This window comes from Nonomuraea sp. H19 (assembly GCF_052068215.1).
Lineage (GTDB): Bacteria > Actinomycetota > Actinomycetes > Streptosporangiales > Streptosporangiaceae > Nonomuraea.
In genome coordinates this window covers 103,769-117,566 of the sequence record NZ_JBQHCV010000006.1, presented here as the reverse complement: position 1 = coordinate 117,566, position 13,798 = coordinate 103,769, and the positions used below count along the sequence as shown (strand labels likewise).

Annotated in this window: 13 protein-coding genes; 6 read left to right on the top strand and 7 right to left on the bottom strand. The window is 69.9% G+C overall.

Going from position 1 to position 13,798, the window contains the following annotated elements:
- Window positions 1-160: 160 nt before the first annotated feature.
- Window positions 161-1,333: an SLC13 family permease gene (locus ACTMTI_RS14685; protein WP_441120853.1), complete on the top strand. Its 1,173-nt coding sequence runs from the start codon at window positions 161-163 to the stop codon at window positions 1,331-1,333.
- Window positions 1,334-1,390: 57 nt separating this feature from the next.
- Here ACTMTI_RS14685 and ACTMTI_RS14680 read toward each other — a convergent pair whose 3' ends face one another.
- Genes ACTMTI_RS14680 through ACTMTI_RS14670 form a run of 3 tightly spaced genes read right to left on the bottom strand, consistent with a single transcriptional unit; the run spans window position 1,391 to window position 3,881 of the window.
- Entirely contained in the window at window positions 1,391-2,191 is an 801-nt protein-coding gene (locus ACTMTI_RS14680; protein WP_441120852.1) for an inositol monophosphatase family protein, read from the bottom strand.
- Window positions 2,192-2,201: 10 nt separating this feature from the next.
- A complete protein-coding gene (locus ACTMTI_RS14675; protein ID WP_441120851.1) occupies window positions 2,202-2,819 on the bottom strand; it encodes a hypothetical protein in 618 nt (205 codons plus the stop codon).
- Window positions 2,820-2,825: 6 nt separating this feature from the next.
- Window positions 2,826-3,881, bottom strand: a complete 1,056-nt coding sequence (locus ACTMTI_RS14670) for a hypothetical protein (protein ID WP_441120850.1) — start codon at window positions 3,879-3,881, stop codon at window positions 2,826-2,828.
- Window positions 3,882-4,029: 148 nt separating this feature from the next.
- On the opposite strand from ACTMTI_RS14670, the gene ACTMTI_RS14665 reads away from it, so the two are divergent.
- Entirely contained in the window at window positions 4,030-4,818 is a 789-nt protein-coding gene (locus tag ACTMTI_RS14665; RefSeq protein WP_441120849.1) for a class I SAM-dependent methyltransferase, read from the top strand.
- Here the strand turns inward: ACTMTI_RS14665 and ACTMTI_RS14660 are convergent.
- The 3 genes from ACTMTI_RS14660 to ACTMTI_RS14650 are packed head-to-tail and all read right to left on the bottom strand — an operon-like array spanning window position 4,815 to window position 8,455.
- On the bottom strand, window positions 4,815-5,588 hold the full coding sequence (locus ACTMTI_RS14660; protein WP_441120848.1) for a sporulation protein: 774 nt from the start codon (window positions 5,586-5,588) through the stop codon (window positions 4,815-4,817). The genes ACTMTI_RS14665 and ACTMTI_RS14660 overlap by 4 nt on opposite strands.
- 9 nt (window positions 5,589-5,597) lie before the next feature.
- Window positions 5,598-6,839 carry an SPFH domain-containing protein gene (locus ACTMTI_RS14655; RefSeq protein WP_441120847.1) on the bottom strand — a complete coding sequence of 414 codons (1,242 nt, stop codon included), beginning with the start codon at window positions 6,837-6,839 and terminating at the stop codon, window positions 5,598-5,600.
- Window positions 6,836-8,455: an SPFH domain-containing protein gene (locus ACTMTI_RS14650; RefSeq protein ID WP_441120846.1), complete on the bottom strand. Its 1,620-nt coding sequence runs from the start codon at window positions 8,453-8,455 to the stop codon at window positions 6,836-6,838. The genes ACTMTI_RS14655 and ACTMTI_RS14650 overlap by 4 nt, the downstream gene beginning before the upstream one ends.
- Before the next feature lie 141 nt (window positions 8,456-8,596).
- Between ACTMTI_RS14650 and ACTMTI_RS14645 the strand changes: the two genes are divergently transcribed.
- From ACTMTI_RS14645 to uvrB, 4 genes are all read left to right on the top strand, one after another.
- Entirely contained in the window at window positions 8,597-9,511 is a 915-nt protein-coding gene (locus ACTMTI_RS14645) for an ABC transporter ATP-binding protein (protein WP_441120845.1), read from the top strand.
- Window positions 9,508-10,359, top strand: a complete 852-nt coding sequence (locus ACTMTI_RS14640) for an ABC transporter permease (RefSeq protein ID WP_441120844.1) — start codon at window positions 9,508-9,510, stop codon at window positions 10,357-10,359. The genes ACTMTI_RS14645 and ACTMTI_RS14640 overlap by 4 nt, the downstream gene beginning before the upstream one ends.
- A gap of 14 nt (window positions 10,360-10,373) precedes the next feature.
- Complete coding sequence (locus tag ACTMTI_RS14635) at window positions 10,374-10,607, top strand: helix-turn-helix transcriptional regulator (RefSeq protein ID WP_441120843.1); 234 nt, start codon at window positions 10,374-10,376, stop codon at window positions 10,605-10,607.
- 68 nt (window positions 10,608-10,675) lie between these two features.
- Window positions 10,676-12,787 (top strand): excinuclease ABC subunit UvrB, encoded by a 2,112-nt coding sequence (gene uvrB / locus ACTMTI_RS14630; protein ID WP_441120842.1) that lies wholly within the window; start codon window positions 10,676-10,678, stop codon window positions 12,785-12,787.
- A gap of 236 nt (window positions 12,788-13,023) precedes the next feature.
- Here uvrB and ACTMTI_RS14625 read toward each other — a convergent pair whose 3' ends face one another.
- Entirely contained in the window at window positions 13,024-13,785 is a 762-nt protein-coding gene (locus ACTMTI_RS14625) for an alpha/beta fold hydrolase (RefSeq protein WP_441120841.1), read from the bottom strand.
- Window positions 13,786-13,798 lie beyond the last annotated feature (13 nt).

Genomic DNA, 13,798 nt, shown 5'->3' with positions numbered 1-13,798 from the left:
TCGGGCGACCGAGCCCGCCTCACGGAGTGAGGCCATGTGCAGGGTGGGAGTGCCGTCGTCTGGAGGAGCGGCGGGAGCGTAGCGACCAGAGCCGCCTCACGGAGTGAGGGCATGAATACAGCAGGGGCGGGGTTTTGGAGAGATGTGCGATCATCGTCGGGTGTGGCGGCGTCTTGGCGTGCTCGACTGGATCAGGATCGGGCTGCTGGTCCTGGGACTGGTCTTCGTGGCGACCGGATTGCTGCCGTGGGACGCCGCGACCGAGAGCCTCGACGAGATCGGCCCGCTGCTGATCTTCCTGGTCGCGATCATCATCCTCGCCGAGCTCACCAAGGAAGCCCAGGTCTTCGACGCCATCGCGGCGCGGATGGCGGTGCTGGGCCGCGGCAACTACACCGCCCTATTCCTTCTTTGTACGGCTTTCGCGTCATTTGTCACGATATTTCTTAACCTGGACACCACGGCGGTGCTCCTCACCCCGGTCATGCTCGCCCTCGCCCCCAAGGCCCGCATCGCCGCCCTGCCCCTGGCCATGACCACGATCTGGCTGGCCAACACCGCGAGCCTGCTGCTGCCCGTCTCCAACCTGACGAACCTCCTCGGCATGGAGAAGATCGGCCTCGACGCCCAGGAGTTCGCCGGCCGCATGTGGGCACCGCAGATCGCCGCCATCCTGGTGACGATGGCGTTCCTGTGGGCGTTCTACTGGCGCCCCGGCGAGCGGCGCGACCTGCGCTACACCCCGCCGGTGCTGGAGCCGGTCGCCGACCGCGTGCTGTTCGCCGCCGCGTCGGCCGGGTGCCTGCTGTTCATCGCCCTGCTGCTGATCGAGGCGCACGTCGCCGTCGCCGCCACCGCGGCCGCCGCGATCGTCGTGGCCGCCTTCCTGCTGCGCGCCCGCGAGCGCCTGACCTGGAGCCTGATCCCCTGGCAGCTCATCGTCTTCGTGACCGGCCTGTTCCTGGTGGTGCCCACGCTCAGCAGGCTCGGCCTGTCCGACGTGATGACCTGGCTGATCGGCACGGAGGGCGACCCCTACCGCACGGCCGCCGTCGGCGCCGGGCTGTCCAATATGATCAACAACCTGCCCGCCTACCAGGCCGTCGAGGCGGTCATCCCGCCCGCGGACCGGGATCGCCTGCTGGCCCTGCTGGCCGGCACCAACGTGGGCCCGGTCGTCACGCCGTGGGCGTCGCTGGCCACGCTGCTGTGGTTCGAGTCGTGCCGCCGCCACGAGGTCCAGGTGCCGATGCGCCGCTTTCTGCTCACCGGCCTGGGCCTGGCCGTGGTCGGGCTGGCCGCCACGGTGTGGGCACTGGTCGAGTTATCCTGACCGGCGCTCAGGCAAGCGAACTCATCGACATTCGACACACAGAATCTGCGGACTTCCTCATCGGAGGAGGGAGAGCAGCCCGGGGACGGCCCGCGGGTGGGCGGCGACGAAGCTGCGGTCCTCGGCCGGGGCGTCGATGCACTCCTCGAACGGCCCGCCGTCCAGCGCCCTGATCTCGATGCCGGCCTCCCGCGCCAGGAGCGCACCCGCTGGCAGGTCCACCGCCTCGGCCCGATAGCCCACGATGCCGTCGATGTCGCCGCGCGCCAGCATCGCCCACGACAGCAGCGGCGCCCACAGCTGCAGCACCCGCCGCGCGTTGAGCTCCAGCGCCGACTTCAGCGCCAGGGCGGTCGCGTCGTCCCTGGTCACGCCGTACCCCTGAGTCCAGGCCAGCAGCGGCCCGTGGGGGCTCGGCGCGTACGGGGCCGACAGACGCGCCCCTGAAGAGGCGATCGCGCCCCGCCCCCGGACGGCCGACCACGTCTGGGCGGAGACGGGATCGTGTACCACGCCCAGCACCGGACGCCCGCCCCGGCACAGCGCCACGCCCACCACGTAGGCGGGCAGCCCGATGGCCACGTTGTTGGTGCCGTCGAGCGGGTCGACCAGCCAGGTCCAGTCGCTGCCCGCGGCTCCGACCAGCCCCGACTCCTCGGCGATCACCGAATGCGCGGGGTAGGCCGTCAGGATCCGCTCCAGCAGCAGCTTCTCCGAGGCCAGGTCCAGATCCGTGACCACGTCGCCGGCGACGCCCTTCGCCCGGACGCCGACCGCGCCGCGGGTGCCCTCCAGGAGCAGCGCCCCGGCGGCCTCGGCGGCCTCGACGGCGACCGTGCGAGCGTGGTCCAGGTCCATCAGATGCCCCTCAGGTCAGGTGCGCGGTGATCAGGCGTACGGCGAGGGCGGTCTCGGCGGCGTCCAGCGGCTGCCTGGACACGTGGTGCGGGCCCGCGTCCAGCGGGCCGAGCGACAGGTCGCGGCTGCCGGGGCGGCCCCTCCCGAGCGCGATCGTGGCCGCCTCGCCGCCCTCCGGGACGACGCTGCTGTGGAAGCGATCGGCGGGCAGCGTGTAGGTGTCGCCGGGGCCGAACACCTCCACCAGCCCCGTGGCGTGCCGCACGGTGCGGCGGGTGGGCGAGATGCGGTCGCCGTCGGCCCCGCTGACCACCTCGAACACCCGGTGCGTGGCGTCCGCGCCCGCGTCGGTGACCACCGCGTGCACGTTGCGCACCTGGCCGTAGAGCACGTGGCTGACCAGGTCCCAGCTGTGGCAGTGGATCTGCGACGTGGTGCTCTCGGCGGGCGCGAGCGAGTCCGACCACAGATGCAGGCATACCCCCTCGCCGCCGTCACGCTCCAGTGGCAGGCAGACGAACCCGAGCGGGTGGCGCACCGCGGTCAGGTCCGGCCGCGACAGCGTCTCCAGCGCCCAGGACGTGGCCTCGCCCCCGCGTAACCGCTCGTGTACGCCGCTGTAGCTCATGACTCGTTACATTCCGTGAGCCGCTGGCCGCGGCTCACCGTACGGATCCACCGCGCGCAACGCCTTGCGTGCGATGTCGACGACGTCGTGGCCGTTGTAGGCCTTCGGCAGGGGCATCCCGATCCGCTCGAACAGCTCCTGCACCTCCTCGATGGTGGGCTCGTCGCTGAGCGGCGCCTTCTTGTACATCTCCAGGGGCACCCGGCGCGCCTGCTCGAAGCTGAGCCGCAGCTCGGTGTCGCAGTTTTCGTAGTAGAACGTGCCTGCCAGCGCCGTCATCGCCTTGTTGGGGTCCTCGACCGTCATGATCAGGCGGGTGGCCGACAGGTCCCAGCGGAACGTCGTCATCGTCTGCGACAGGCCCACCTCGATGTCGAGCAGGCCGTAGCGCTGGCGGTGCCAGAAGGCGGCCAGGATCGTCGCGTACGACTCCTTTCTGACCCGGTCGGTCGTCCACGTCTCGCCGGTGCCGTCGGGGGCGTCGGACAGGGAGCGGCGGTAGTGGGCGTACGTCTCGCACACCTCGGCGTTGCCCGGGTCGACGACCTCCACCCGGACCGTGAGGTGGCGCTTGTCCCTGCGTGCCGCCGCGACGCACGCGGGCAGGGTGACCGCGCGCAGGTAGGTGCCCGTGCCGCCCTTGAAGCTCCACCTGGTGGTGTCCTTGCGGGCCTCGGCGTGCGACTGGGCGATCTCCTGCTTGCTGCCGAGCACCCGGACCAGCTGCAGCGAGTCGAGTGCCTTGCGGGTGCTGTTGGCCAGCGTCTCGATCTCCTCCAGGCGCGCCAGCCGCACCGGCAGCTCGGCCAGTGCGCCGGAGGTGATCGTGCGCTCGACGGGGGCCTGCCGGACGCGGTCGCGCAGCAGCGCGGTGGCCACCAACGCCATGATCACCAGAGTGGCGGCGTTGACGAGCTGGGTCTGCACCACGGTCGGCACGACCTCGTTGGGCATGATGCCCACCACGCCGATCACGATGGCCAGCAGCAGCGCGATGGCGCCGTCCGCGTTTCGCACCGCCCATGGGGCGACCCGTTTCACCGCCGCCATGAACCGTGCCATCGCTCGCCCCGCCGTCCGACGATCAGTCAGTTCCCGAGGTCATGGTAACGACCGCGCCACGCGACTGCCAGGGAGCGATCACCTAGCGCCAGATGCCGGGAAATATTGCCTCGAGCTCCGATCCGCCGCGCCAGTAGGGTCTTTGAGCATGATCGTGGATCCTGAAGTGCTGGGTTACTACGCGCGCGGCGGCGAGCTGACCAGGCTGCGGCAGGGGCGCAACCGGCTGGAGTTCCTGCGCACGCGCGACGTGCTGTGCCGCACCCTGCCCGCGGCCCCGGCGCGGGTGCTCGACGTGGGCGGCGGCACGGGTGTGCACGCCGAATGGCTGGCCGCCGACGGGTATGACGTCGAGTTGATCGATCCCGTGCCGCTGCACGTCACGGAGGCGTCCGCGATCCCCGGGGTGACCGCCCGCCTGGGCGACGCCCGCGACCTGCCGGTGCCCGACGGGGAGGCGGACGCGGCGCTGCTGCTGGGGCCGCTCTACCACCTGCCCGACCGCGCCGATCGGGTGCGCGCCCTGTCAGAGGCGCGCCGCGCCGTACGCCCGGGCGGGCTGGTCGCCGCGGCCTTCATCAGCCGGTACGCGGCCGTCCACGACAGCATCTACCACGGGTTCTTCGTCCGTGAAGAGCAGCGCACGGCCGACTACCGCGCCCTCGAGACCGGCGTGATGATCTCGCCCAAGATCGCGGCCGGTTTCCGCGGTTACTTCCACGAGCCAGAGGAGATCCTGGGCGAGTTCGCCGACGCCGGCCTGCCCGAGCCTCTCCGGTACGGCCTGGAGGGCGCGTTCTGGCTCTACGGCGACGTCGACGACTGGCTGGACGACGACGGGCGGCGCGAGCTGCTGCTCGGCGCCGCCCGCCGGCTGGAGTGCGAGCCGTCTCTCCTCGGAGTCAGCGGTCACCTGCTGGCCGTGACGCGGGTCTAGAACCACCCACGGTGGCGGGCCATCTGCTCCAGGCCGCGCTGCAGGGCCGCGTCCGCCGAGTTCGGCGGGTCGTCGTAGCGGACGGTGAACCGGTTGTAGGCGTCATGACTGGAGGTCAAAAAGCCTCCCCGCTTGTCGGCCTCCAGGATGACGTCCACCTGCCGCGGCCCGGCGATGAACGTCAGCTCCAGCTCGTTGAAGTAGCGCCGCCACTGGCCGCCCGCGTAGTACTCGATCTCCTGGAAGAACGGCATCGTCGAGCCGTACAGCGTGCCGCGCTCCAGGTCGGCCTTCTTGAAGCGGAAGCCCATCCGGTCGAGCGCGCCGATGACCTGCTCCTGGGCCGGCAGCGGGCTGACGAACAGCGGGTCCAGGTCGCCCTTGTCGAGCGCGCCGGCCAGCGCCAGCTCCGTCTGCACGCCCAGCCGCATGCCCTGCAGCGGGTGGCCGCCGATCGCGCTGATCGGCGTCTCCCACGGCATCATGATCTCGAACTGCTGCTGGTGCTGCGCGCCCGCGGCGAGCTGGAACGTCCCGGCGACCTGCTGGCGCAGGAAGCTGTAGGTCGTCTTGTACTCGCTGTCGCCCGACTCGACTTCTACCACCGCGGTCAGGTCGATGAAGATGCCCTCGACCTTGTAGTCGGAGCCGCCGCCACGGAAGTGCACGACGCCGCGCAGCGGCTCGCCCGGACGCACGCCCGTGTTGGTCAGCACCGTGTCGACCTCGACGCCCGCGCCGAACGCGGCCATCAACTTGCGGAACACCATGGGGTTCTCCTATGCGGAAGGTGTGTGGCCGTTCACTTGGCCTGTTCCTGTGCCCGAGATGCGGGGAAGCAACTGGGCCAGGAGGAGGGTGGAGAGCGCGGAGTCCGCTTGACCCTGCTGGGTGCGTATGACCAGCGGCTGGGGGGCGTTCTCCGCCAGTTTGGCGCCTACGTCGAGGCGCCTGCGGGCCAGCTCGTACTGCAGCACGGCCCGGTTGTCCCGGTACGAATCGGCCAGCCGGCGCAGGGCCTTGGCCTCGTTCTCGGCGGAGGTCAGGTCTGCCCTGCCACGCGCCTCGATCTCCCATGTGACCCGCTGGGCCTCGGTCTCCTGCTCCTCCAGCATGCGCGCCACGTTCTTGCGCGCGGTGTTGTGGGCGGCCTTGACCTCGACGACGCGGGCGTCACGGGTCTTCTTGGAGCGCTCGATCTCCATCAGCAGGGTGTCGATGCGGCGCTTGCGGGTCAGCTCCCACTCGCGCTCGTACGCCGACAGCTCCTTGGCGACCTTCTCGCGGGTGGCCAGGTGCTGCTGGTACTGGTCGGGCAGCTGGACGTCGGGGATGTTGGCGCCCGTGATGCGCACGCCGTAGCGGCCGAGCTGGCGGTTGAGCGCCTCCTGCATGTCGCCGACGTCCGAGCCGCGCAGGTCGTACGCGCGCTCGGTGTTGACCCGGCGGCTGCGCTGCCTGATCGCGTCCTGCACCGCGCTGGACAGCACCAGGTCGAAGTTGCCCGCGCCGATCGTGCGGACGAACGCCACGGGGTCCACGATGCGGAACTTCAGGAAGAACTCGATCGACTTCAGCGGCACGTTCTCGGCCGTGGGGCAGGCCACGATCGGCGCCGAGTACGGGATCTCGGTGGAGGTGTCGACGACCGCGTCCACCCGGTCCCACGGCAGCCAGAGGTAGTGTCGGCCCGGCGGGAGCGTGCCGGTGATGGCGCCCCAGCGGCTGCGCACGCCGGTGGTGCCCTCCTCAATTTCGATGATCGCCTTGCGCCACATCGTGAGGAGCGCCAGGAGCAGGAAGGCCAGCGCCGCCAGCGCCGCGATGATCGTGAAGTCGGTGAGCGCCGCCATGCCGGCGAAGTAGACCGCCAGGAACACCAGCGCCATCCACGCGAAGCCGCGCCGGTCCTTGGGGATCACGACGGGCACGAGCTGGCCCTGCTCGCCGCCGCGCAGCAGCTGACGGATCTCGCCCCAGGAGGCGAGCGACTCCTTGATCTTCGAGAACTCGCGTGTCATCGTTCCTCACCCGCTACGTGCTTGCCGGTCGGCAGCAGCCGCTCGACCGTTCTTTCCAGGTCCTGGTCGGGCGCCGGTGTCTCCGGGGGTGCGGCGACGTCGGCGGCGGCCTTCTTGAGCAGGGCGGCGATCTCGGCCTCGCGGCCGGCCACACGGGCGCCGATGTCGTCGAGTCTGGAACGGATGGCGGCCATGTCGTCGGCGGAGAACAGCGCCGCGCCCTTGCCGCCCACCAGCTGCTGCGCCAGGGCCAGGAAGTCGATGTCGGTGTGCTCGCCCACCTGCACCACCTGCGGCAGCCTGGTGGCGACCGACTCCAGCTTGTTCAGCAGGTCCTGCTGGAAGCGGTAGTCCAGGATCTCGGGCGCCTCGGCGGCCGACAGCGCCCTGATGTCCAGCGCCTGCGCTTCCAGGAGGGCGGAGTTGGCGTTGGCCGTGGACTCGGCCTCGACCAGGCGCTGCCTGGCCTGCGCCGTCGCCTGGTGGGTGGCGCGTTCGAGGGCGGTGTCCATACGGGCCTGGTAGCCGGCGATCTCGGCCTGGATGGCGCTCAGCGTCTCCTGCAGCCCGGCCAGCTCCTTGATCAGGTCGCCTTCGTTCTGCTCCTTGCGCAGCTGCAGCTCGTACTCGTAGGTGTAGGCCTCCTTGGCGACCCGGACCATCTCGGGGGCGGCCAGGTCCATGCGGTATTCCTGGCTGGACGGCTCGGCATGGGTGATGTTCACGTCGGTGAGCCGCACCGCGGGCAGGAACTGCTGGTTGAGGCTCTCCAGCATGCCCAGCGTGCTCTCGCCCACCAGGTCGTAGATGTCCTCGGCCCGCTGGGCGTAGATGAGGGAGCGGGTGACCTCGCTGATGGCGTTCTGGAGCTTGGACTGGAAGCCGCTGACCGAGCCGAGCACGAAGATGAACTCCGCCGGGTTCTCGATCCTGAACTGCAGGAACAGGTCCACGCTCGCCTTGACGCCCTGCTGGGTCGGGGCTTCGCTGATCGGCGCGTTGAACGGATATTCGCGGGTGGTGTTGACGATGTAGCTGACCCGTTTCCACGGGTTGAACAGCGTCACCCGGCCCGGATCGGCGATGTGCACCAGCTTGCCGAACTTGGTGATCAGCGCCTTGCAGCCCTCGGGCACCATCACCACGCTGCGCCGCCACCACAGGAACGCGGCGGCCAGGACCAGCACCACCCAGTAGTGCGGTCCGAAGAACAGATCGGATCCGGGGACGACGTTGCCGAGCGCGCCGATCAGGCCGAGCACCACCAGAATGCCCAGAGGCACGACCACCTTGGCCGTGGTGCCCTTGGGGATCACCACCGGCGAGATGACGTGCATGCCGTTCTCGGCGAAGCTGCGGTTGACGATCTCGCCCGCCTCGTTCAGCGACGCCGTCCTGGCCTCGATGAGAGTGCCGACGGACACGCCGCCGTCGCGGGCCGCGGCGAAGTCGTGCGGGTTCAGCGCGAAGCCCCGGCCCTGGCCTCCGAGCTGCCCCGCCTGGTCAACGACCTGGCCCATGGCCTGCCCCATCGCCTGCCGCACGTCACCCCCTTGGGCAACCGTTTGGGCTATGCCCTGACCTGCCTGGATCAGTGCCTCTCTGGGTCGTGACATGAGACCTTCCTTTTCCGCTACAGGCGATTCCGACCGTATCGGGTGTGACTTGCTGTTCGCTTGCAATGTGGTGTCACATGTCTATTGCGCCCTGTAGTAGGTGTGCTATCAATGTAGTAGATCTACTACTTGGAGGGTTTCATGGAGGCGGTGAAGGAATTCGCGGGCGGCGTCGATCATGTGGATGCGCGGGCCGTCATCGAGGTCAGCGGCCTGCGGATGGCGTACGGGCATAAGGAGGTCCTCCAGGGCGTCGACTTCACGGTGGCCGCCGGTGAGGTGATCGCCCTCTTGGGCCCGAACGGCGCGGGCAAGACCACGACGATCGAGATCCTGGAGGGCTTCCGGGTGCCCTCGGGAGGCCAGGTGCGGGTGCTCGGCACCGAGCCGGCCCGCGGCGACGAGCGCTGGCGGGCCAGGCTGGGTGTGGTGCTGCAGTCCTGGCGCGACCACGGGCGCTGGCGGGTGCACCGGCTGCTGAATCATCTGGGCCGCTACTACGAGCCGTACGCCGCCCCGGGCCGGAGCCCGTTCGACACCGCCGAGCTGATCGAGGCCGTCGGCCTCGCCGAGCACGCGGACCAGCGGATCGGCCGGCTGTCCGGCGGCCAGCGACGCCGGCTCGACGTCGCGATCGGCATCGTCGGGCGGCCCGAGGTGCTCTTCCTCGACGAGCCGACGGCCGGCTTCGACCCGGAGGCCAGGCGCGACTTCCACGACCTCGTCCACCGCCTGTCCGACCTCGACGACACCACCATCCTGCTCACCACGCACGACCTCGACGAGGCGGAGAAGCTCGCCGACCGGATCCTCATCCTGGCCGGCGGCAAGATCGTCGCCGACGGCAGCGCCGACAAGCTGTCCCGCGAGGTCTCCCGCGACGCCCAGGTCCGCTGGAGCCGCGCCGGCGAGCACTTCGTGCACGCCACGCAGGACGCCACCGGCTTCGTACGCGGCCTGTTCGAGCAGTACGGCACCGAGATCGGCGACCTGGAGGTACGCCGGGCCACGCTGGAGGACACCTACATGGCGATCTTGAAGAGGGAGGAAGCGTGAACCCCGCGCTGCACGTCGCCCGGCTGGGCCTGTCCAGAGGCTGGATCGAGTTCAAGATCAGCCTTACGACCCCGCAGGACATCGCCTTCAACGTGGTCTCGACGGTGATCCTGGTGGTCGTGCTCTACTTCCAGCGCGACGCGACGATCCCCGGCGTCACGAGCCTGGCCATGGTCACCATGCCGGGCATCCTCGGCATGCTGGCGGCGTTCAACGGGCTGATCGGCGTGGTCGGCATGATGTCCGTCGAGCGCGAGGACGGCACCCTGCTGCGCGCGAAGGCGGTCCCGCAGGGCATGCTCGGCTATCTCGTCGGCCGTGTCGTGCTGCTGACGCTGCAGGCCATGGGCAGCCTGGTGATCATGCTCGTGGCCGGCCTGGTCATGGTGCCGGAGCTGGCCGATGCCGGGGTCGGCGGGCTGCTCACCGTGATCGGCGTCACGCTGCTCGGACTGGCGGCGACCATGCCCCTCGGCGCCGTCATCGGCTCGCTGATCAACAGCCCGCAGGCGGGCACCGGGCTGTCGATGCTCGCCGTCGGCGGGCTCACCGCCATCTCGGGCATCTTCTACCCGATCTCCGAGCTCGCGGGCTGGGTGCAGGGAATCGCCCAGGCGTTCCCGATGTACTGGCTGGGACTGGGCATGCGCTCGGCGCTCCTGCCGGACTCCATGGCGGCCGTGGAGATCGGCGGGTCCTGGCGGCCGGTCGAGATGCTCCTGGTGCTCATGGCCTGGGTGGTGGCGAGCATGCTGCTCGCGCCGCCGATCCTGCGCAGAATGGCCCGGCGCGAGTCCGGCTCCGCGATGCAGGAGCGCAGGGACCGGGCGATGCAGCGGATCGGCTGAGAAGATACGCGGTGATGAGCGAGACCGTCTTCAACCGCATCGCACTGCTGCGCGCAGAGCGGAACGTCACCCGCAGGCAGCTTGCCGACGCCCTGGGGGTGCACTATCAGACCGTCGGCTATCTGGAGCGCGGCGAATACAGTCCGAGTCTTTACCTGGCCCTGAAGATCGCCGAATACTTCGAGGTCCCGGTCGAGGTCGTCTTCTCCACGACTCCCTTCCCGCGCATCGGCGAGCGGTCGGCCTGACGGACCGCTCGCGGGCGGCCGCACCGCCCCGGACGGTTTATGTCGGTGGGGCCGCCTACAGTGGCAACATGCGACCGGTCACAGACTTGCAGCGGAAGGTGGCGCCCTTCGAGGTCGTCACCGAGATGACTCCCTCCGGCGACCAGCCGACGGCCATCGCCGAGCTGGAGCGCCGCGTCAAGGCCGGGGAGAAGGACAATGTCCTGCTGGGCGCCACCGGCACCGGCAAGACGGCCACGATCGCCTGGCTGATCGAGCGGCTGCAGCGGCCCGCGCTGGTCATGCAGCCCAACAAGACGCTCGCCGCCCAGTTCGCCAACGAGCTGCGGGAGATGCTGCCCAACAACGCGGTGGAATACTTCGTCTCCTACTACGACTACTACCAGCCCGAGGCATACGTCCCGCAGAGCGACACGTATATCGAAAAGGACTCCTCGATCAACGACGAGGTGGAGCGGCTGCGCCACTCGGCCACCAACTCGCTGCTCACCCGCCGCGACACGATCGTGGTCGCCTCGGTGTCGTGCATCTACGGCCTGGGCACGCCGCAGGAATACGTCGACCGCATGGCCAGGCTCCGCGTCGGCATGGAGGTCGATCGCGACCAGCTGCTGCGGCGCCTGGTCGACATGCAATACACGCGCAACGACCTGGCCTTCACCCGGGGCACGTTCCGCGTGCGTGGCGACACGATCGAGATCATCCCGAAATACGAAGAGCTGGCCGTGCGCATCGAGATGTTCGGCGACGAGATCGAGAAGCTCTCGACCATGCACCCGCTGACGGGCGAGGTCATCACCGAGGACGAGGAGCTCTACATCTTCCCGGCCTCCCACTACGTCGCCGGCGAGGAGCGCATGGCGGCCGCGGTCACGGGCATCGAGGCGGAGCTGGCCGATCGGCTGTCGGAGCTGGAGCGGCAGGGCAAGCTGCTGGAGGCGCAGCGGCTGCGGATGCGCACGACGTACGACATCGAGATGATGCGGCAGATCGGCACCTGCTCCGGCATCGAAAACTACTCGCGCCACATGGACGGGCGGGAGCCCGGCAGCGCGCCCAACACGCTGCTCGACTACTTCCCGGAGGACTTCCTCCTGGTCCTGGACGAGTCGCACCAGACCGTGCCGCAGATCGGCGCCATGTACGAAGGCGACGCCTCCCGCAAGCGCACGCTGGTCGAGCACGGGTTCCGGCTGCCGTCGGCGATGGACAACCGGCCGCTGAAGTGGGAGGAGTTCCTGGAGCGGATCGGCCAGACCGTCTACCTGTCGGCCACGCCGGGGTCCTACGAGCTGGGGCGGGTCAAGGGCGAGGTCGTCGAGCAGGTCATCCGCCCGACCGGCCTGGTCGACCCCGAGATCGTCGTCAAGCCCACCAAGGGGCAGATCGACGACCTGGTCCACGAGATCCGCGAGCGCGCCGAGCGGGACGAGCGCGTCCTGGTCACGACGCTGACCAAGAAGATGTCCGAGGACCTCACCGACTACCTGCTGGAGCTCGGCATCCGGGTGCGCTACCTGCACAGCGAGGTCGACACGCTGCGCCGCATCGAGCTGCTGCGCGAGCTGCGCACCGGCGAGTTCGACGTGCTCGTCGGCATCAACCTGCTCCGTGAGGGCCTCGACCTGCCCGAGGTGTCGCTGGTGGCCATCCTCGACGCCGACAAGGAGGGCTTCCTGCGCTCCGAGACGTCGCTGATCCAGACCATCGGCCGCGCCGCCCGAAACGTCTCCGGCCAGGTCCACATGTACGCCGACAAGGTCACGCCGTCGATGGAGCGGGCCATCGACGAGACCAACCGGCGGCGGGCCAAGCAGATCGCCTACAACACGGCCAACGGCGTCGACCCGCAGCCCCTGCGCAAGAAGATCGCCGACATCCTGGACTCCTTGCAGCGTGAGGACGCCGACACCGACATGCTGCTCGGCGGTGGCGGCCGGCAGCAGTCGCGCGGCAAGGCGCCCATGCCGGGGTTCGCCTCGTGGCAGGCCGGGCAGCACGCCAAGGCCATCGCGGGCGAGATGCCGAGGGCCCAGATGGAGTCGTTGATCGAGTCGCTGACGGAGCAGATGCACCAGTCGGCGGCCGACCTGCAGTTCGAGGTGGCCGCCCGGCTGCGCGACGAGATCAAGGAGCTCAAGCGCGAGCTACGCGACATGCGCGAGGCCGGCGTCCACTAGATCCCCTCGACGGGGCTGCTGACCTGCTGTCCGGCGGGCGGCGGCCCCGTCCGTCGTGCCACCGCCACCCGCCATTCCTCCCGCTGGTCCCGCCGACGGGCGAGCCATGACCGACCGGCTCGCCGGCATGGGCGATCTGCGGCGGCCGCGACGGCGGCGCGCCACGGTGCCGTTCGCCTGCGGCTCGTCCGCGGTGATGAAAGCCGCGATGGAGCCCGAAGGGGCAGTGCGGGGGTCTATGGAAGGAGGGCCGCGAGGGCGCGGGCGAAGGCTTCGGGGTTGTCGAGCATGACGTTGTGGCCCGACTCCGGGATGCCGAGGACCTGGACCCCGGCCGCGCGCAGGTCGTCGGCCGCCTCCGGCGCGTCGCCCTCCGGGTGCAGGAACGCGCGGGGGATCGGGAGGGTCTTGAGGATCTCGCGCATGGCGGGATCGGTGCCCTTGGCCAGGCTGACCGCCGTGCGGTGCAGGCCGCGCAGGTCCGCCAGCCGCATCGTGGACCACCAGTGCGGCCCCACCCGGTCGCGGACCTCCTGCCAGCCGGATGACACGAACTCATCCTCGGTGTAGCTCGCGATGCCGCTGGTGCCCGGCCGGACGGGGAGCACGGGATAGGGGTCGAGATTGGCGTCCACGAGGATCAGGTTGGCGACGAGGCCGGGGTGGTGGGCGGCCAGGACGATGGCCACCGCGCCGCCCATGCTGTGGGCGATCACCGACGCGCCCGCGACCCCGGCCTTGCGCAGGGCCTCGGCCAGGGCGTCGGCGTGCGCTTCGAGGGTGTAGGAGAAGTCGGCCGGGCGGTCGCTGATGCCGAAACCGAGCAGGTCGATCAGGAGGGAGCGGTGCCGCGGCAGCAGCGGGTGGGCGGCGACCTCCGCGTAGTAGGGAGCCGAGGTGGCGCCGAGGCCGTGAACGTAGACACGGGCCGGATCCGCGCCCGGCAACTCGACCCAGCGCATGCGGGCGCCGCTGGGGTGGACGATGGCATCGTGCATGACGGGTCTCCCT